The sequence below is a fragment of the Bombilactobacillus sp. ESL1187 genome, from assembly GCF_058107155.1.
Genome location: NZ_JBYLTZ010000001.1, coordinates 921,488 through 941,272, shown reverse-complemented (window position 1 = coordinate 941,272; position 19,785 = coordinate 921,488). Strand labels below are relative to the sequence as shown.

Annotated in this window: 14 protein-coding genes and 1 other annotated feature; of the genes, 10 read left to right on the top strand and 4 right to left on the bottom strand. The window is 36.3% G+C overall.

Going from position 1 to position 19,785, the window contains the following annotated elements; all coding sequences use genetic code 11:
- The first annotated feature begins 57 nt into the window (after positions 1-57).
- Positions 58-1,413, top strand: coding sequence for a hemolysin family protein (locus tag AC3B5B_RS04580; protein WP_489769428.1), 1,356 nt, complete (start codon positions 58-60; stop codon positions 1,411-1,413).
- A gap of 97 nt (positions 1,414-1,510) precedes the next feature.
- Here AC3B5B_RS04580 and AC3B5B_RS04575 read toward each other — a convergent pair whose 3' ends face one another.
- Positions 1,511-2,710: a CPBP family intramembrane glutamic endopeptidase gene (locus tag AC3B5B_RS04575; RefSeq protein WP_489756773.1), complete on the bottom strand. Its 1,200-nt coding sequence runs from the start codon at positions 2,708-2,710 to the stop codon at positions 1,511-1,513.
- Positions 2,711-3,028: 318 nt separating this feature from the next.
- Here AC3B5B_RS04575 and AC3B5B_RS04570 point away from each other — a divergent pair, with 318 nt between their 5' ends.
- Together AC3B5B_RS04570 and AC3B5B_RS04565 are read left to right on the top strand one after the other, a co-directional pair.
- Complete coding sequence (locus AC3B5B_RS04570) at positions 3,029-4,357, top strand: YhgE/Pip domain-containing protein (protein WP_489769427.1); 1,329 nt, start codon at positions 3,029-3,031, stop codon at positions 4,355-4,357.
- Between the two features lie 2 nt (positions 4,358-4,359).
- Positions 4,360-4,938, top strand: a complete 579-nt coding sequence (locus AC3B5B_RS04565; RefSeq protein WP_489756775.1) for a TetR/AcrR family transcriptional regulator — start codon at positions 4,360-4,362, stop codon at positions 4,936-4,938.
- A gap of 288 nt (positions 4,939-5,226) precedes the next feature.
- Here the strand turns inward: AC3B5B_RS04565 and asnA are convergent, their stop codons facing one another.
- Complete coding sequence (gene asnA, locus AC3B5B_RS04560; protein WP_489769426.1) at positions 5,227-6,234, bottom strand: aspartate--ammonia ligase; 1,008 nt, start codon at positions 6,232-6,234, stop codon at positions 5,227-5,229.
- A gap of 61 nt (positions 6,235-6,295) precedes the next feature.
- Positions 6,296-6,531, bottom strand: a binding site (T-box leader).
- A 187-nt stretch (positions 6,532-6,718) separates the two neighbouring features.
- Here asnA and AC3B5B_RS04555 point away from each other — a divergent pair.
- From AC3B5B_RS04555 to AC3B5B_RS04540, 4 genes are all read left to right on the top strand, one after another.
- Complete coding sequence (locus AC3B5B_RS04555) at positions 6,719-8,074, top strand: sugar porter family MFS transporter (protein WP_489769425.1); 1,356 nt, start codon at positions 6,719-6,721, stop codon at positions 8,072-8,074.
- Positions 8,075-8,186: 112 nt separating this feature from the next.
- Positions 8,187-9,530: a xylose isomerase gene (gene xylA / locus AC3B5B_RS04550; protein ID WP_489769424.1), complete on the top strand. Its 1,344-nt coding sequence runs from the start codon at positions 8,187-8,189 to the stop codon at positions 9,528-9,530.
- 112 nt (positions 9,531-9,642) lie between these two features.
- Positions 9,643-11,139: a xylulokinase gene (gene xylB, locus AC3B5B_RS04545; protein ID WP_489769423.1), complete on the top strand. Its 1,497-nt coding sequence runs from the start codon at positions 9,643-9,645 to the stop codon at positions 11,137-11,139.
- A 173-nt stretch (positions 11,140-11,312) separates the two neighbouring features.
- Positions 11,313-12,485 (top strand): ROK family protein, encoded by a 1,173-nt coding sequence (locus tag AC3B5B_RS04540; protein WP_489756780.1) that lies wholly within the window; start codon positions 11,313-11,315, stop codon positions 12,483-12,485.
- 153 nt (positions 12,486-12,638) lie between these two features.
- Here the strand turns inward: AC3B5B_RS04540 and AC3B5B_RS04535 are convergent, their stop codons facing one another.
- Both AC3B5B_RS04535 and AC3B5B_RS04530 read right to left on the bottom strand, forming a co-directional pair.
- Positions 12,639-13,883 (bottom strand): MFS transporter, encoded by a 1,245-nt coding sequence (locus AC3B5B_RS04535; protein ID WP_489756781.1) that lies wholly within the window; start codon positions 13,881-13,883, stop codon positions 12,639-12,641.
- A gap of 8 nt (positions 13,884-13,891) precedes the next feature.
- Positions 13,892-15,556 carry a glycoside hydrolase family 43 protein gene (locus tag AC3B5B_RS04530; RefSeq protein WP_489769422.1) on the bottom strand — a complete coding sequence of 555 codons (1,665 nt, stop codon included), beginning with the start codon at positions 15,554-15,556 and terminating at the stop codon, positions 13,892-13,894.
- A 167-nt stretch (positions 15,557-15,723) separates the two neighbouring features.
- Here AC3B5B_RS04530 and AC3B5B_RS04525 point away from each other — a divergent pair, with 167 nt between their 5' ends.
- The 3 genes from AC3B5B_RS04525 (at position 15,724) to AC3B5B_RS04515 (ending at position 19,691) form a co-directional block, all read left to right on the top strand.
- Positions 15,724-16,533, top strand: a complete 810-nt coding sequence (locus AC3B5B_RS04525) for a helix-turn-helix transcriptional regulator (protein ID WP_489769421.1) — start codon at positions 15,724-15,726, stop codon at positions 16,531-16,533.
- Between the two features lie 676 nt (positions 16,534-17,209).
- Complete coding sequence (fba, locus tag AC3B5B_RS04520; RefSeq protein ID WP_489756784.1) at positions 17,210-18,124, top strand: class II fructose-1,6-bisphosphate aldolase; 915 nt, start codon at positions 17,210-17,212, stop codon at positions 18,122-18,124.
- Positions 18,125-18,278: 154 nt separating this feature from the next.
- On the top strand, positions 18,279-19,691 hold the full coding sequence (locus tag AC3B5B_RS04515) for a C69 family dipeptidase (RefSeq protein ID WP_489769420.1): 1,413 nt from the start codon (positions 18,279-18,281) through the stop codon (positions 19,689-19,691).
- The last annotated feature ends 94 nt before the right edge of the window (positions 19,692-19,785 follow it).

Below are 19,785 nucleotides of genomic sequence, written 5' to 3'. Positions count from 1 at the left end.
TGGCTATCACTGGTATAATTAGTCTCAAAATTCACTTTGAAATGGGGAATAATTGTTTTGTCAGACGCTCAGATATTTATCAACCTTATCTGGATTGTTGTCATCTTTGCGATTGCTTTCTTCTTTATTTTGGCTGAGTTTGCCTTAGTAACCACTCGCGTGAGCCAAATTGAAGATGCAATTGAAAATAAGCAAGGAAATCAAAAAAAATTACGCCGTGCACTACACATGGTCAACAACTTAAATGAGTACTTATCCACTACTCAAGTGGGCACAACGGTGACCAGTTTAATTTTAGGTTGGATTGGTGAAGACACCTTGCAATCTTTCTTTGATCAAGTTTTGGGTATTTCATTGAAATCTTCAACAACGCTTCATGCTATTAGTTCTGTGGTTGCTTTGCTTTTATTAACTTACCTGCAAGTGGTAATCACTGAAATTGTCCCGAAAAATATCAGTATTGATTTACCAATGAAAATGCTTCTATTAACTGTCACGCCACTACAAGCCTTTCACACCTTAGCCTATCCTTTCGTCTGGCTACTGAATATTTCGGCAACGGGCATTGTCAAAATGATCGGAATGAAGCCCGCTGACTCAGAAAGTGAAGTTTTTAGTCAATCAGAAATTTTGCGTTTATCACGTGATTCGGTCAGCAACGGCGAATTAGACAAAAATGACTTACTGTATATGCAACGAGCCTTTGATCTCAATGACAAAGTAGCTAAAGATATCATGATTGATCGCACCCGGCTTTACGTCGTCGATGTAACTGACACCGTCAATGAAGTCATTAAAGATTATTTACAGCAAGGTTTTTCACGTTTTCCAGTTGTGGCGAATAATAACAAAGACAAAATTTTAGGTTACGTTTATATTTATGATTTAGTGCGGCAAAAACAGGTTAATGGCCAGATTCCCATTAGTCGTATGCTGCGTTCCATTGTGACCGTGCCCGAAAACATGCCAATTCACAATATCTTAACGCAAATGATTGCCAAGCAAACGCCCATCGTCGTCGTCGTTGACGAATATGGTGGTACCAGTGGTATTGTCACTGACAAAGATATTTATGAAGAATTGTTTGGTACGGTTAAAGATGAAGTTGATAATGTTTCCGAAGAGTACATCATCAATAATCATGATGGTTCTTATTCAGTTAGTGGACAAACCACACTTTATGATTTTGAACGTTACTTCAAAGTTGATTTAGCTGAATTTGAAGACGTGGACTCCGTTACTTTATCCGGCTATATGCTCGATCAAAATCCGAACTTGCATTTAAACAGTATTGTCCAGTTAGATAAATTCACCTTTAAAGTGGTGGATTTCGAGCATTCTTATGTTAATAAATTTTTAGTAACTATTAATAAACCAGCCAATCAAAAGTCGGTTCCATCATCAAATGAATAATTGCACCATAACTTTAAAAATTAAAAGCATTACAATCAGAAATTAATCTTGATTGTAATGCTTTTTTAGTTGGTACAATTGAATTAAGATAATATTTTTAACCTAATTGACTTTGCCGAGTAGTGAGATAGCGTTTCGCCAGCCAACTAGAATACAAGACACTCAAGACAAAAACACTCAAAACAATCAGTAATCCTAATCCCCCATTAACACTCATATTGCCACTTCCAGTCACTGCATTTTGGCACAAGTCCCACAATGTATGGATTAGTATCACTAGTAATAGATTATCGGTAATTAAATATAAAACAGCAAAGAAAACCCCAATGCCCGCCGCATCAATTGTCGATAAGAGTACCGCTTGCCAGTGCTGTGGTGCACTGAAAAGATTCATTACGTGCATTAAACCAAAAGCGATTGAAGAACTCCAAATGGCAAAGCCATAACCGGAATGCTTTTTAACATAAGACAATCCCAGGCTTAAAAATAAACCGCGATAAAGCAGTTCTTCCAACACTCCCGAACGAACTGAAAAGACTATTTGCTCCAGATTGGGCCACTGCCAAGTTTTGAGAGGATGAAGCCAAACTGCTGAATCCAAATAAAAGATAATGATAAAGAAAATAATCATGGAACCAAAGAGAATCCCCTTCTTTTTCAAGCCTGTCCAGTTCCATAAAATGATAGGTTTTAATTGTAATTCCTGAATAGAAATATAGATAAACGGAATGATCATAAAAACCATGCAAGCCAAGAGTGAATTTCTCCAAAAGAGCAGACCGTGCGGGATTGGTACCGCAGAATAAGTATAGCCTGCAAAAATATTAATCATGAATTCATAAACTAAAATAATCAATAATGGCAATACTACTATTAACGACCAGCGATGATGTGGCCGTACTAATGTGATAGTAAAAACACTACTAATGGATAATAATGTCATCAACAAGATGAGCCAGAACGTGCTGATAAAAAATGAGCTGTGTGCCAACCAAGTTTTCAAAACATAATTATTAATAAATACATCTTGCGTCAAAAGTACCAGCACAAACCATTGTCCCCAAAAATTAATTTGATTTAAAATATGGGAGTGAAAACGATGTGTTAATTTCGGTAACCACCGATTATCAAATAAATCAAATCTCAACCCGAACGCGATAAACACAATCCCAATTATTAAATAATTAAATTCCAATTGTTGTGAGAGCATATTGGTTCCTACACCCAAAAACAGCAATATTAAAAAGGTTGCTAAATAACTGAAGTTCATAAACGTTTTCCAACTTTGGTAATTCATCTTTGTTGCCTTCCTTCACATTAATCTTACTATCCCACAAATTATGCCAAAATTTTCCAGAATTAAAAGAATTTTCCACTAAGTGCTACAAAAATGAACATTGATGACACATTGCTGCCACTATTCAAACTTTGTTGCGCCTACATAATGAATCTGGAATCAAAAAATTTTATCATCAATTTAGACGAGTATTGTTTTATTCCAAACCACTTTGTCTTTCCTTAAGATAATTTATTTAACAATTTTTAGCAAGTACGTGCTTGCTTTTAAAAACGAATGCGCGTATGCTCTCCTATATCAAAATAAGGAGTTGAAATCATGCATTTGAAAAAATTTTTAAGTAATCGCGGCACTATCTTAGGTTTTCTAGTAACTTTATTGTTTGGAATTTTCGTTTTTTTGATTTATTTTACTGGTTATCAAGCCATGCCCAACAACTTGGACCAATTACCGGTGACTATTGTCAATCAATCCAAATCTAATCACCAAATTAGTCAGCAATTAAAAAAGCAGCTTCCTTTCAAGCACATTCATGAAACTCGAGATCTCCAACAGGCGCAAGCTAATTTAGCAGCGCGCAAAACTTATTTAATTATTGATATTCCTGCCCATTTTGCACAACAAGCACTGCACAATAAGCAACCACAATTAACCTTTTATGTTAATCAAGCCAATCCCACTAGTGTTAATACTAGTTTGAACACGGTAACTCAAAAAGTTAGCTTCCAGCTTACACGACAGCTAACTTTGAAACAGACTACTTTAAAACTAGCTCAACCACAATTAACTGCATTAAAGCAAACACTAGTCCAACAACAGCAAGCGGCCCAAGTAAAAGTCACCCAAGCCAAACAACAAATTGCTGCCGCACCAGAAGATCAACAGGACAAATTAACTGCCCAATTACAACGCCAAGTTCAACAGCAGCAACAACAGGCGAAAAAAGCAGCCCGGGCCAAAGCGCAAACAATTCTGCGAGTCGCCAAACAGCAAGCACAAAAACAGAGCCAACCTGTTATTAAAGTTCAACTACACACCACCAATCCCGTTAAACAGGGCATGAATTATTCCATGGCGCCTTTTTTCGCCACCATTGCTTTATTTTTAGGTACGATGATTGCCGCACTATTACTTTACGGAACTTACGCCAAATTTGCCCAACAGATCGGCCGTTTTCAAGCTTTTTTCCATATTGAGATTGTCTACTTGTTAATTTCTTTCGTTAATGGCGGCCTAATTTCCTGGTTCATGAGTGTCATGTTAAATCTCCACCAGCTGAACATAGGATTACTCTGGTTGGTTCACAGTCTCTTCATGCTGACTGCATTTAATTTTACCAGTGTTATCTACTTTGCCATTGGTCAAATTGGCGTCACAGTAAATATTTTGCTCACGATGATTCAAGTAGTTTCTGGTGCGGGCATGCTGCCAGTGAGTGCTATGAATGGCTTTTATCGCACCATGCACTACATCTCACCGATGTATTACAATATTCAGGCAGACATGATTAATTTTTATGGCGGTCACGGTCTCAGCGCCAATATTCAAGGCCAGTTATTCTTATTAATTAGTTTGATTGTTTTGAATTTAATTATTATAATTATTCGTAAAAAACAACCATTTGTTGATTTAAGAAAGCTGAGTTAACTATGACAGACGATACCGACCAAAAAATTATGCTAGCGTTTGCTACATTAGCTAGTAAATATGGCTACCGTGGAACTACCACCCGCAAAATTGCCCAAGAAGCTGGCATTAACGAGAGTACTTTATTTCGCCATTTTCCCAACAAAAAGGCTTTATTAAAGTACTTAGTTGATAATTACATTAAGCAAATTCAAACAAATGCTAAGTCTTTTCAAATCAACGGTGATGTGCGGGCTGATTTTCAACGTGCAATGCAAGATTACCGGAATTTTATTGACCAACACCAATTATCATTTTTAATTACGGTACGAGAGGGACATGAATTTCCAGAACTAGTTGATGCTAGCCAAAGATTTTTTGATACGCGCTATCGTCTGTTTGTCGATTTTTTTCAGGAATTACAAAATCGTGGTCTTATTAAAAAAGCCATTAACGTCGAAGCCGAAGTTTTGAATTTAATTTTGATGAACTTTGGCAGTTCCGTGTTGAAATATGACTTATCAAATATGACTATTGGTAGTCATGCTCCAGCAGACAATACAGAGATTTTCTTAGATCATTTGATTGCGGACAAAGACTAGAATTGAACCATAAAACTACCCAAATATGAATTTTAAACTAAATAACAATGATTTAAACCAATATAAAAAGGCGTTCTTAAACTTATCAGAAAAGTTTTTGAGCGTCTTTTTTAGTTATTAAGAACCACATGTTCTAAATTCATTTTACAAATTGATATGATACTATTACAACTCGTAAATTTATGTTCCTCAAGTTGGATGAGTTATGAATTAAAACCATTATTGTTCGTTTTTCTGGAGCAGATTGAGCATAAGAATAATTTTGATTAACTACTGCAAAACCATTTTTTACAGCAATTGGATTTTGGCCGCTGCACATTGCTCTTGCATTTCTTCGGGCCAGACACTAGCTTGCACTTCACCAATGTGTGCTTTACCTAACAATAACATGCATAAGCGTGACTGCCCGATACCACCACCAATCGTTAATGGTAACTCGTTATGCAAAATACCTTGGTGATACGGATATTTTAACCGGTCAGTTGCTTTTTCATGTTCCAACTGACTTTGCAGCGATTTTTCGTCAACCCGAATTCCCATACTGGACAACTCTAAAGCAGCTTGCAACGGTTCATACCAGAATAAGATATCCCCATTTAATTGCCAATCATCATAGTCTGGCGCCCGGCCGTCATGTTTTTGACCATTGCTTAATTCACCGCCAATTTGCATTAAGAAAACGGCGCCCAATTCTTTACAAATCGCGTTTTCACGTTCCCGTGGCGATAAATCTGGATAACGATCTAATAACTCTTGTGTGGTAATGAAATGTATTTCATCAGGCAAATGATAAACTGCTTGTGGATAACGATACCAGACTTCATCTTCTAAATGCTTCACTACCTTAAAAATTAATTTAACAGTTTGCTTTAATGTATCTAATGTGCGTTCTTCGCGTTTAATTACTCGTTCCCAATCCCACTGATCAACGTAAATCGAGTGAAAATTATCCAAATCTTCATCTTTGCGAATCGCATTCATATTGGTATATAAACCTTCATGAACTTGAAAACCGTATTTTTTAAGTGCTGCGCGCTTCCACTTAGCTAACGAATGGACAATCTCAATTGAATCATCAGGATAATCTTTCATCTTAAAAGCAACCGGAGTTTCCACGCCATTTAAATTATCATTCAAACCGGTGCCATGTGGTAAGAACATCGGCGCACTTAATCGCTCTAAGTGCATAGCTGCACCAAATTCGGTTTGAAAAGTTTCCCGAATATACCGAATTGCTTTTTCGGTTTCTCGAACTGATAATTTTGGATCATAGTCTTTCGGAATTATTAATGTCATGGAAATATCCTCCTTAATTAATTATCAATTAAATAAAACTAAAAAAAGTCCTTCATCCCAATCAAGGGACGAAGGACTCGCGGTACCACCCTAGTTGCTTTGCAGCCAACTCAAACACGTACAAACATACGCTATGGATGATAACGGCCATTACCGGCAAACCTTACTTAACTAGTATTTTCAGGCCTACAACTGACGAAAGTGTTTTTCAAATAGTTAATTCTGGTATTGGGTTCTCACCGCTCCCAACTCACTGTCCAGTTCAACTATTTTACTCCTCTTTCTGAATGTTTTTAGTTTTTATGGTTATCACTATAACACCAAAAATTAAAATTGCAAGATATATATTAAAAATAGATTAGCAAAAAATGTTATTTAATAGCTATATTATTATCTTCAGACACGTTTGAAAACGTTTTTTATTTTGCTATAATAGTTTGTATTATAAACCAACTTAATTACAAAATAAAAAAGAGGAAGAACCATGAAAAAAATTTCAACTGGTTTCATTTATTTTTTTGGTGCATTAGGTGGATTACTTTTCGGTTACGATACAGGCGTTATTTCTGGAGCCATTTTATTTATTCAAAAGCAATTCCATTTAAACAGTTGGCAACAAGGTTGGGTCGTTAGTGCCGTCTTAGCTGGAGCAATCATTGGTTCGGCAATCATTGGACCACTTTCTGACAAGTTTGGCAGAAGAAAACTATTGTTATTATCATCTATTATCTTTTTTATCGGAGCTATTGGTTCAGCATTTTCGCAAGGATTTTGGAATCTGATTATTTTTAGAATTATTTTAGGGATGGCCGTTGGTGCGGCCTCAGCTTTAATCCCCACTTATTTATCAGAATTAGCACCCGCAGAAAAACGTGGTACCGTCTCTAGCTTATTTCAATTAATGGTAATGATTGGTATTTTTATCGCATATGTCACCAACTATTCCTTTTCCGGAATGTATACAGGCTGGCGTTGGATGTTAGGTTTTGCTGCTATTCCTGCTACAATTCTATTCTTTGGTGGATTATTATTACCTGAAAGTCCCCGCTTTTTAATCAAAATTCAACATGAAGATCAAGCTAAGCAAATTCTCTTAAACATGAACCATGGTAACCAGGCTGCTGTAGAAACGGAACTCAATAACATTCATGCTGCTGCTCAAATTAAGAGTGGTGGTTGGAGCGAATTATTTAGTAAAACAGTGCGTCCGGCTTTAATAATCGGTATTGGACTGGCTATTTTTCAACAAATTATGGGGTGCAATACTGTTTTATACTACGCACCAACAATTTTCACCGATGTAGGCTTTGGCGTTTCTGCAGCATTATTAGCACATATAGGCATTGGCATCTTTAATGTTATTGTAACTGCCGTAGCCGTCATTATAATGGATAAAATTGATCGTAAAAAATTATTGAATATTGGTTCCGTTGGCATGGGGACTTCATTATTTATTATGAGTTTTGCCATGAAATTTTCTGGAAAATCACAAATTGCGGCAATCATCTGCGTATTAGCATTAACTATTTACATTGCTTTCTTCTCAGGAACCTGGGGACCAATTATGTGGATCATGGTTGGTGAAGTCTTTCCATTAAATATTCGCGGTTTAGGCAATTCATTTTCTAGCGTCATCAATTGGACTGCCAATATGATTGTTTCGTTAACTTTTCCTTCTTTATTAAACTATTTTGGTACTGGTAGTTTATTTATTGGTTATGGAATTCTTTGCTTCGCAGCTCTTTGGTTCGTGCACAAATACGTTTTCGAAACCAGAAATCGCAGTCTGGAAGAAATCGAAGCAACTCTAAGAAGCAAAAGCCAACAATCTATTCATTAGTTAAAAATGTAAGCCCTTTATTATTGCTTGACTTATAAAAATAAAAGATGTATTTTAGTAATTGAATTAAGTTGGTTTTTTATACAAACTAATTAATTGGGAGGAATTTCTCATGAGTTATTGGAATATTGATAAAATAAAATATGTTGGTCATCAAAACAATACCAAATCTACTCTCGGATTTCGTTACTATAACCCTGACGAAGTGATTGCTGGCAAAAAAATGCGGGATTGGTTACGTTTTTCGGTTGCTTATTGGCATACCTTTGATCAACGACTAGTTGATCCTTTTGGTGATGGTACTGCTATTCGCCCCTATGATAAATACACCGATCCAATGGATAATGCCCTAGCCAAGGTTGACGCTGCCTTTGAATTATATGACAAATTAGGCGTCGATTTTTTAGCATTTCATGATCGTGATTTAGCTCCTGAAGGCGATACCCTAAGGGAAACTAATAAAAACCTTGATAAAATCGTAGATAAGATTGTTGAATACCAAAAAACTACTGGCATGAAAGTTTTATGGAATACTTCTAATATGTTTACCAACCCGCGCTTCGTTGCTGGAGCCGCCACTTCACCATACGCCGACATTTATGCCTATGCCGCTGCTCAATTAAAGCATAGTTTGGAAATTGGCAAGCGTGTTGGTTCTGAAAACTATGTATTTTGGGGTGGGCGTGAAGGCTACGAATCACTTTGGAATACTGATATAAAAAAAGAACAAGAGCATATCGCCCACTTCTTCCATATGGCCAAAGATTATGCTAAAAAAATTGGATTTAATGCTCAAATGTTATTAGAGCCTAAACCAAAAGAACCAATGACCCATCAATATGACTTTGATGCTGCCACTACCATTGGCTTTATGAAAGAATATGACTTAGATAAAGACTTTAAATTAAATCTTGAAGGCAACCATGCCAACTTAGCTGGACACACTTATCAACACGAAATTCGAGTGGCTAGAGATGCTGGACTGTTAGGATCACTTGATGCTAATCAAGGAGACAAGTTATTAGGATGGGACATTGATGAGTTTCCATCTAACTTATATGAAACTGTTGCCGCAATGTACGAAGTTGTTGAAAATGGTAGCATTGGACCACATGGTGGCTTAAACTTTGATGCTAAGCCGCGGCGCTCTTCTTTTGAAGCTAACGATTTATTCTACAGTCATATTGTTGGTATGGATACCTTTGCTGCTGGCTTAAGAGTTGCTGTTAAGCTCAAGGAAGACAAAGTTCTAGAAAACATTGTGTCTGAACGCTATAGTTCTTATCAAACTGGTATTGGCGCAGAAATAGAAAATGGAACTGCAGACTTCAATAGTTTGGAACAATATATCATTGATAAGCCACAATCCGAATTAAGAGCTGCTACATCATCTGACCATCTGGAACAAATCAAAGATATCATCAATCAATATATCATTTCTACTTTGAGTGAATAAATTAATCAAGTTAAAGACTGAGACTGTAAAGATAAAAAGTGCCTAAAAGTTTATGTAACAACCTTTTTACCTTGAAGTCTCAGTCTTTATTATTTTCAAGGAGATGAGTTTCATGGAAAAGTATGTATTAGGAATTGATCTAGGAACTAGCGCAGTTAAAGTATCGGCCGTATCTCAAGATGGAATCATCATTGCACAAACCAGTTCTTCATTTGCAGTTAGTCATCCCCGGCCAGGTTTTAGTGAGCAAGACCCCAATTTATGGGTCACGGGCACCAGCAACGCGATTCAAACATTGCTACAATCTTCTCCCATTCAAGCAAAACAAGTTGAAGGCTTAAGTTTTTCTGGACAAATGCATGGCTTAGTTTTATTGAATAAACAAAACCAAATCTTAAGACCAGCCATTTTATGGGACGACACTCGTACTACTTCGCAATGTCAAGAAATTATGCAAAAAATGGGGCCACGTTTTATCGATATAACTTATAACAAACCGCTAGAAGGTTTTACTTTGCCTAAATTACTTTGGGTACAAGAGCACGAACCAGAAATCTGGCAACAGGCCCAACTTTTTTTATTACCTAAAGACTACTTACGCTATCAAATTACTGGTAATCTAGCAACTGATTATTCTGATGCCACCGGTACCGTCATGCTCGACGCTCAAAAACAAAATTGGAGTTCAGAAATTTGTCAAACATTTAATATTCCACTGAGTATGTGTCCTCATTTAATACCATCCACAGCCTTTACTGGGTTCATAACACCAGCTTTTGCTCAAAAAACCGGCTTACAGACTACTACTAAAACATTTGCCGGTGCTGCTGATAACGCTGCCGGTGCTATTGGTGCAGGTATTTTAAAGCCTAATATGGTTTTATCAAGTATTGGTACATCTGGCGTAATTCTCAAATACGAAACTGACAAAACCAATTATCAAGGCAAACTTCAATTTGAAAGCCATGGCATATCTAATTCTTACTACTCTATGGGTGTTACTTTAGCAGCAGGTGATTCCTTTAATTGGTTTAAGCAAACTTTTTATCCCAATAATAGCTTTGAAGATATGACTGCTGATGCCCAGCAGTCAACTCTGGGAGCTAACGGATTGTTATTTACTCCTTATTTGGTAGGCGAACGTACTCCTTATGCCGATTCACAGATTCGTGGTAGTTTTATTGGCATAGATCGCAATCACAAAAAACAAGACTTTGTGCGAGCGGTTATGGAAGGTATCACATTTAGTCTACAAGATTTATTAGATATTTATACTCAAAATAACTGTCAGTTTGACACCGTAGTCTCAATTGGCGGTGGGGCTAAAAGTCAGTTATGGTTACAAATGCAAGCAGATATTTTTAATAAAAAAGTTGTTTGCTTAACGACAGAACAAGGTCCTGGATTAGGAGCAGCAATGATTGCCGCAGTAGGCTTAAAGTGGTTTGACAGCTTTAATAACTGTGCTAACACTTTTATCCATCTTAATAAAAGTTATACCCCTCAGCCAGATAACGTTCAACAATATCAAGCTTTACATCAAATCTATCAAGAAGTTTATCCCCAAACTAAAAAGATCAGTAAGGAATTACTCAAATTTAAGCACTAAAGTTATTTATAAAATCTTCAAGCGTAAGAATGATTGCTTGGAGATTTTTTTAGTTAATAAAGAATATTTAGAACAGCATTTTGTCATAGGGGCCAAAAAACACTTTCTATATATCTTTTTTTTAAAGTTGTATAATTAAACCAACTAAATTCTAAAGAAAGTGTAGGAAAAGCATGAGCAAAATTGCTAGTCGTAAGGCTTTTCATCAAAATAATATCAATCGTGTTTTACAGCAAGTCATTAATAATGGTCCTATTTCTCGAATTGAAATTGCCCGCAATTTAGAACTTAATAAATCATCAATTACCGCTCTATACAATGAAATTGAACAAGTAGGTTATTTGAAAGAAGTTGGTAATGGCTCAGCCTCCAAAAATGGCGGTCGAAAACCCGTTTTAGTTAGTTTAAATGAAAAGTTTGGGTATACCATCAGTATTGATATTGGTTATCGACACCTCCACTTTATGGCTAACTACTTGAATGGCAGTATTGCTTATTACCAAACTAAGGAATTAACTAAGCATAATATTCAAGACATTCTCAAATTAATCGATCAAACCATTGATACGTTTATAAAACAAGAAACTGAGACTACCAATGGGTTATTGGGGATTTGCTTTTCCATTCATGGTGTAGTTTTTCAAAATAAAATTCTCAAATCACCATTTTTAAAAATGGACAATATTGATCTAGTTCAAAAATACCAAACCAAATATCACGTTCCAGTTATTTTAGAGAATGAAGCTAATTTATCAGCCGTTTATGAACGTGATTTTAACGAAGCTAAAAATGAAGACAATATTTTATGTATTAGCATCCACAAAGGAATCGGTGCCGGAATTATTTTAAATCGGCACCTTTACTATGGTTCCAATGGTGCTGCCGGTGAAATCGGTAATTCCTTAATGTTTACCCATCACAATCAATATCAATATGAAAAAGTTGAACAATATTGCTCAGAAGACGCCATCTTAGACACTGTTAAAGAACAAAAACAAGTATCTTCTTTTAATCGCCAAGACCTCGAACAATTACTTCAACAAAACGATCCAGAAGTTCAAGCAGTTTTGGATTCTTTTATCACCTCCATTGCTCGCATTATTTTTAATGCAGCGGTTTCTTTTGCACCAGAAAAAATATTTATTAATTCTCCGCTAATGGAAGAATTGCCAAGTATTTTTAAAGCAATTCAAGCGACCACCAGTGAGTTAAAAATGATTCCTAGTTTACAATTAACTAAGCATTCACACCATGCTATTTTATTGGGAGCATGCTCGTTAATTACACATCACGTTTTAGATTTAGATCAATATGACTTGATTCTGAATAACACTAATATTGATTGATGATCCTGTTCAAGATTTGTTTTTGAATTAAAAATAAAAGACTAGAGCACATTGTAGAAGTTAGATATTATCAGATTAAACCATTCAACTTCTAAACCACTTTGTAACTCTAGTCTTTTATTTTAAGATTGAATTTCTAACAACTCAATCCAACTATTTTTTAACTGATTTAATACACAAAATGGAAATTCCACCAATTAAGGAAAAAGCAAATGAAACAATAAAAATGGCTGAAAAATGGAACCAAGAGATAACCGCTGCCGCAATCACTGGTGCTAAAGCTTGAGTAATAGTATTACCTAAATTATAAATTCCTAAGAAAAAGGCCACTCGATTCTGATCCGGGATAACTTCCAGATTTAACAAATTATCTAAAGAGTTCCAAATACCCATTCCTAATCCGGCAAACAATGAGTAAATTACAATTCCAGCCGTATTACGCACTAAGAATAAGGTCAAAGCACCAATAGCTAAGAAAATCGTTGAGAAACCTACTGGAATTTTTAAAATTTTCAATTTATCAGAAATGGGGCCAGCAGTAAAGCCCATCAAGACACCCAAAATCACCATAATAGTATTAACTAACTGAATGGAAGATTGCGTTTGACTACCACGATGTAAAAAATCAGTCATAATATACAAAATATAACCTGTAATCGCAAAATTGCCGATACCTTGAAAAAATTTACCAATTAATCCTAAATAATAATCGCGACCAACAGACCAACCAGGAAAAATTGCCTTAATTTCTTTCCAAGACCAATGATTATGTGTTTTATCTTTTTTAGAAACTTCAATTTGCTCATCCAAATTAGATGGTTCATGAACAATAATCGTCGCAACTGTAGTTCCTACAAAAGTAAAGATACCAAAAATCAAAAATCCTAATTGATAATGGCTTAAAAACATTGCTCCAACAATATTAAAGGCATTATTCCCCAAAGCCATCCCTAAGCCACCATAAGCCGAAGAAGCAGTTCCCTTTCCTTCTTCAGGAGCTAAATCTAACCAAGCCACCATTGGTGCCACAATAGTATTCAAAGCAATTTGTCCTAAAATCCAAATCACTAATAAATAAGGAATACTTTTGGCAAAAGATGCCATAATCATTAAGATCATGAACGCTAAAGATCCTCCAAAAATCCAAGGTGCCCGCTTGCCAAAACGTGAACGGGTGCGATCAGATAAGGCCCCAGCCACCATATTAGATAAGGCGGCTGCAATCATACCACAAGTTGAAAATAACGCCACAATATTCACCTTATTAGCTGCATCTAAATGCTGAATAATTGCCGGTAAAAATAAACTATTTAAAGTTACATATGGTCCTAACCAACTAGCTGGGCCAATAATCAATCCTGGAACTAACCGCTTTAAAGGAATCGTTAATTTTTTCATAGGTCATCTTACTCCTCTTTAAAATTTTCAACGCGATAATAATCAAAATCCGCAAACGACTGATGTTGGTAAGCATCTACTGCTCCGATAAAATTAAATAATCCTGTAAAACCACCAATTTCACCAGGTTCTCCATTAACGCCTTCATCTGATAGATAAGTAACATCAATCTGATTTTCCAAAATTTTCCATGATTCATTCGTTGAAAAACGGTAACTAACAGTCACCATTCCTGCTTGATACTTCAATTTGAGCTCAATATGCCCCGCAGTTATCGCTACTTCATTAAATAGATGATCAATGCGTTCACCTAATTTGGCTTGTAAAATTCTTAAAACTACACCTTGTTCATCGTCAGTTTGACATAAGCGTGCGTACAACCAGTTATTAGAGTCATAATAAAGTCCTAAACCAGCCGTTTGCGAATAATGCTGTGGTTGAAATCGCAGACTAGTCTGTACCTCATAATTAAAGGAGGTTGCACGAGTCGCCATAATAGATGGATCGTCCTGTGAAAAGAATGAATTACGACCATAAATACGCAAATGACCTGGATTATCAGTCGTATTAACCCAATCAGAACTCTGTTCATGATAAGGTGTCATAAAACGTAAATCATAAGTCTTTTGTTCAAATTCATCTTGAAAACTATCATGATCATGTTGAACAGTAGTGGTTCCTTTCGGAGCAGCAACTTTAATTTTGGCTAAGTTAGAGCCATCTGCCATTTCTAACCAATCTTCTTGATTCCAAACCATTTTTTGTAAGGAAGTTTCACGTCCTAATGGATTTAACTTAGTTGTTGGTAAAGGCCGTGACATCAAATGTGCTAAATACCATTCATGATTAGGAGTTTCAACCAGTGAACCATGGCCTGCTTTTTGCATTGGTGAATTGGGATTATACATTTCAAAATGTCCCGCGTCAGGATCGCCTAGAGAGAAAAGATGATGTGGCGAAGACGTAATAATCGGTTCGCCTGTCGGGTTAGGTTGATATGGACCAAAAATCTGTGATGAGCGACCAATTTCAACTCCATGAGCATAACCAGTTCCCCCCGCAGCAATTAATAGATAATAATAGGAATTATGCCGGTAAATTTGTGGTGCTTCGGCACATCCTCTAGTCGTAAAGTGCGTCGCAACTCGATGCCATGGACCAACTTTGCAAGTTGGCAAATCAATCTGCGCAATGACAATATGTCCTGGAGCTTGAAAACCAGTACGACTTTCCCACTCTAAAATAGAAAGATAATGTTTGCCATCAGTATCATGAAATAAGGCTGGATCAAATCCAATGGATGTCACATAAGCTGGTTTAGTCCACGGACCAGTGATTCTATCAGCCGACATAATATAGGAATCCGCGTTAAATTCACGACCAGCCATATTTTGCATATGCGAAAAAATTAACCAAAATTTCTGTTGGTGTTCATCAAACGATAGATGTGGTGCCCAAATACCAGCTGGTGTATTAGTTCCTCGCAAATTAATTTCTCCAGCTGTTAGTGCATAAGAAATTAGCTGCCAATTTACTAAATCTTTGGAGTGAAAAATTTGAATAGCTGGATTCCAATGAAAAGTGGAATTAGCAATGTAATAATCGTCTCCCACTCTAATGATCGAAGGATCTGGTGCCATTCCCGGAATAATTGGATTATTAATCTCTGACATAAAAACTCTCCCCATTAAAAATATTGATTAATAGCATAATCTGGTTATTAATTAACTGAAATCATGCTATAATGAAAGCGATTTTGTGTCAATTGGTTTAGTTTGTTTAGTAAATAAATTAACATTAAGATGTAAGAATTGTCACTTTTAGAAAGGTGCTGAAAATTTTGGATCATCATGAAAATGTTATTCCCAATTTAAAAATTGGTGTGCGCTTTTATGAATCAGATGTCACTATCAATGGTTATGTACCCTTTCACTGGCATAGTAGTATTGAATTAGTTTTTGTGATGAAAGGCAAACTATTATTTAACTTTGACGGGCAAACTCATCCGGTATATCCTAATCAATTTATTGTAGTTTCTTCCGGTGTTATTCACGACGTCACTAATACGCCCAATCAATCACTAGTTTTACAAATACCATTACAATTCATCGAGCCTTATCTGACACATCCGGAAAAGTTAAATTTTCAAATCATTGATAACAATTCCCAGCCTGCACAAATAATTATGGCTCTACTTAAGCAATTGAATACCATCGTTCAAACCAAGACTCCCAGCACTAATTTAAAGATTGGAACGATTATCTTGCAAATAATGCAACAATTAATCGACAATTTTGCTCAAAGTCAAGAACAAACATCGGAAAGCACTAGTTATTTAAAAGACATTATCGTTTACATTAATAATCACTTTACACAGCAAATCAAGGTCCAGGATTTAGCCAAAATGTTTGATTACAACGCCAGTTATTTATCCCGCTTATTTAAACAGCAAACCGATATCACAATTACACAATATATTTATAAATTAAGATTAACCGCCTTTTATCAGGATTTAATTGATACTGATTTATCTATTAAAGATCTTATGAATAAATATGGTCTCAAAAATCCTAGAACTACTCGAAATCTTTTTAAAAAAATGTATGGTAAATTACCTATTCAAGTTCGCCAAGAACAAACATCTCTTTAGTTTTACATGATTTAATTTTTTGAGAGATAGAAAAAGTTTCAGAATAAGTATTTAAAAACAAGCAAATTAGAATTGCCCATATGCCATTTTAATTTGCGCAATTTCCAAGCGAAATTTGCTGGTAGCACTCGCTATTTTTAGCTATATTTAGATTAAAAAAGCAAGGAGCCTTAACCTATGAAAATCCAATTTGCAGCTCAACTCTTACAATTAAGAAAAGAAAAAGGAATCTCACAAGAACAATGAGCTCAAAGTTTAAATGTTACCCGCCAAACCATCTCCAAGTGAGAACTTCAAGAAGCTACTCCTGACCTAAATAAAATCCAGGCGATTGCCGCTTGTTTCAAGGTACCTGTTGAAGAACTGCTCTTTGGTTCAGATTTTAAAAATAAAACTATCCCTGTATCTAAAAACAAAAAGCGCTCTCAGCCTATTAATAATGGTTGGGAATTTTTAGCTCGATATTTTTGGAACATTATTATTGGTGTTTGTGTCTTGGCATTTGCTTTATCATTTTTTATCTAAATTAAGAAAAAAATTACCTCGTTCTGTTGCTCAGATCACACAATTACTAACAATTCCGATTTAAAATCGATTACATCATGGAAATGATTGTTCCATTTTCAGAATTACGGTACAATGTGTCTGTAGGTTGTACATCTAGGAGGGTATTTAAATGGCTTATTTAGATAACGGTAATCAAATCTTTAAAGACGCACGGAAAAATCATTATGCTGTTGGTGCTTATAACACTAACAACGTTGAATGGACACGCGCTATTTTGCGGGCTGCTGAAGAAACAAGAACTCCATTATTAATTCAAGTTTCTACTGGCGCTGCTAAATATATGGGTGGTTACAAATTCGTCAAAGACATGGTCGAAGATCAAATGGATTCCATGAACATCTCCGTTCCAGTTGTTTTGAACTTGGATCACGGTGACTATGACTCAGCCATTGAATGTATCAAATTAGGCTATTCATCAGTTATGTTTGATGGTCATGCTTTACCAACAGAAGAGAACTTGGCTAAGACCAAAGAAATCGTTAAGTTGGCTCATGAACGTGGTATTTCTGTTGAAGCTGAAATTGGTAAAATCGGTGAAAACCAAGGCGCTGAAGGTGGCGAATTAGCTTCTGTTGAAGATGCTAAAGCCTTTGTTGCTGCTGGCGTTGACAAATTAGCTTGTGGAATTGGTAATATCCACGGTGTTTATCCAGAAGGCTGGACGGGCTTAAACTTTGACCGTTTGAAAGAAATCGCTGATGCCGTTGATGTACCTTTAGTTTTGCATGGTGGTTCTGGTATTCCTGAAGAACAAATCAAGAAGGCGATCTCTCTTGGTATTTCTAAAGTGAACATCAACACAGAATTCCAATTAGCTTTCCAAGAAGCTACTCGTAAATACTTTGAAGAACACAAAGATGAAGATAAAGCTAACAAGGGTTATGATCCTCGTAAGTTACTTCTTCCTGGTGCTGAAGCTATTACTGATTCCATGAAGGAAATGATCGGTTGGTTAGGTACTCCATCAATTGATGAAGAATTAAAATCTGCTGCCTTTGATCGTAGCTCCTTAAACGAAGAATAATAACAATTAAATTTATTGACTAAACGCAACTGGCAATTTTTCAGCCAGTTGCGTTTTTTGATTTGGAAATTCGATAAAAACCGTGAAACCTACTGTATTTCTTCAGGAATTGGCTTAAAATATAGGTGAAATAAATAATTAAGAGAGGCTTATCATGAAACCACACCGAAAAAAAGGTTCTTGTACAACAATTCTAGTCGGAAAGAATGCATCCATTGATGGTTCGACCATCATTGCGCGCAATGAAGACGGTAATGCACCGCTGCATCCACAAAAATTTGTTTACGTGAAACCTGAAGATCAACCGCATCATTATCAAGCTGTTTTAAGTAAATTCAATTTGGATTTACCAGCCAATCCGTTAGGCTATACTTCCACTCCGGAAGCTGTTAGTGGTCACGGGCTCTGGGCAGCGGCAGGGATCAATAGTGAAAATGTCGCTATGAGTGCTACAGAAACGATTACCACCAACAGTCGCATTTTGGGGCTGGACCCCTTAGTCGACGATGGCTTAGGAGAAGAAGATATCCCCACCATTGTCTTGCCCTATATCCACAGTGCGCGCCAAGGAGTAGAACGTTTAGGACAATTGTTAGAAGACTACGGCACCTATGAGACTAACGGCATTTGCTTTGCCGATAATGATGAAGTTTGGTATTTCGAAAGTATTGCCGGTCACCACTGGGCCGCAATCCGGATTCCTGATGATTCTTATGTAATTGCTCCTAATCGCTTTAACATTACTGATTTTGATTTTCAATCGCCCGATACCCTCTGCTGTAGCGATTTAGAGGACTTAATTGAACAAAACAACTTAAATCCCGATCCCGAAGGCTATAATTTACGCCATATCTTTGGTAGTGCCACTATCAAAGATACCCGTTACAATAATCCTCGTGCGTGGTTCGGACAAAAATATTTCAATCCCGAATTTCAAACGACACCAATTGATCAAGACCTGCCTTTTATTTGTCAAACAACGAAAAAAATCAGCATTGAAGATGTCAAGTTTGTCTTAAGTTCCCATTACCAAAACACGCCGTATGATGTTTATGGTACAACCAATAGTGCGGAACAAAAGAAATTATTCCGGCCTATTGGCATCAACCGCAATCAAGAGTTACACATTTTACAGATTCGCAATAATGTTCCTCAAGAAATTGCCGGTGTTCATTGGTTAGCCTTTGGCCCCAATACTTTTAACGCGGTGATTCCTTTCTACGCCAACATTAACGATACTCCAGCACCTTATCGCGATACCACTGACCAATTTGATCCTCAAAAAATGTACTGGTTAGCTAATACTTTAGCCGCTTTTGGTGATGGACATTTTAATTTGGTTGAAGATTCCGAGAATGCTTTCGAACAAAAAACGGTCGCCGCTTGTCGTCATTTACAAATTAAAGCCGATCAACAAGCGATTAAAGAAAGTGATATCCCCAGTTATTTAACCCAAGTTAATGACCAAATGGCCCAAATTTCTTTGACCAACTCGACCGAATTATTAGGTGAGATGGTGGGCTTAGTGGCCCCACGGATGAATTTACAATTTACTTTGCACGATTAAATTAAAGTTGTGACAAAGAGCGGGTCAAAGCTACACTATTACTGTAGCTAGATACAAACTTATGCTTCTGAGAGCAATGTCACATAAAAATTGT

Excerpts from the sequence above, each read along its gene's own strand:
- AC3B5B_RS04575 (WP_489756773.1), bottom strand. The coding sequence starts at position 2,710 with ATGAATTACCAAAGTTGGAAAACGTTTATGAACTTCAGTTATTTAGCA.
- AC3B5B_RS04570 (WP_489769427.1), top strand. The coding sequence starts at position 3,029 with ATGCATTTGAAAAAATTTTTAAGTAATCGCGGCACTATCTTAGGTTTT.
- AC3B5B_RS04565 (WP_489756775.1), top strand. The coding sequence starts at position 4,360 with ATGACAGACGATACCGACCAAAAAATTATGCTAGCGTTTGCTACATTA.
- asnA (WP_489769426.1), bottom strand. The coding sequence starts at position 6,234 with ATGACATTAATAATTCCGAAAGACTATGATCCAAAATTATCAGTTCGA.
- AC3B5B_RS04555 (WP_489769425.1), top strand. The coding sequence starts at position 6,719 with ATGAAAAAAATTTCAACTGGTTTCATTTATTTTTTTGGTGCATTAGGT.
- xylA (WP_489769424.1), top strand. The coding sequence starts at position 8,187 with ATGAGTTATTGGAATATTGATAAAATAAAATATGTTGGTCATCAAAAC.
- xylB (WP_489769423.1), top strand. The coding sequence starts at position 9,643 with ATGGAAAAGTATGTATTAGGAATTGATCTAGGAACTAGCGCAGTTAAA.
- AC3B5B_RS04540 (WP_489756780.1), top strand. The coding sequence starts at position 11,313 with ATGAGCAAAATTGCTAGTCGTAAGGCTTTTCATCAAAATAATATCAAT.
- AC3B5B_RS04535 (WP_489756781.1), bottom strand. The coding sequence starts at position 13,883 with ATGAAAAAATTAACGATTCCTTTAAAGCGGTTAGTTCCAGGATTGATT.
- AC3B5B_RS04530 (WP_489769422.1), bottom strand. The coding sequence starts at position 15,556 with ATGTCAGAGATTAATAATCCAATTATTCCGGGAATGGCACCAGATCCT.
- fba (WP_489756784.1), top strand. The coding sequence starts at position 17,210 with ATGGCTTATTTAGATAACGGTAATCAAATCTTTAAAGACGCACGGAAA.
- AC3B5B_RS04515 (WP_489769420.1), top strand. The coding sequence starts at position 18,279 with ATGAAACCACACCGAAAAAAAGGTTCTTGTACAACAATTCTAGTCGGA.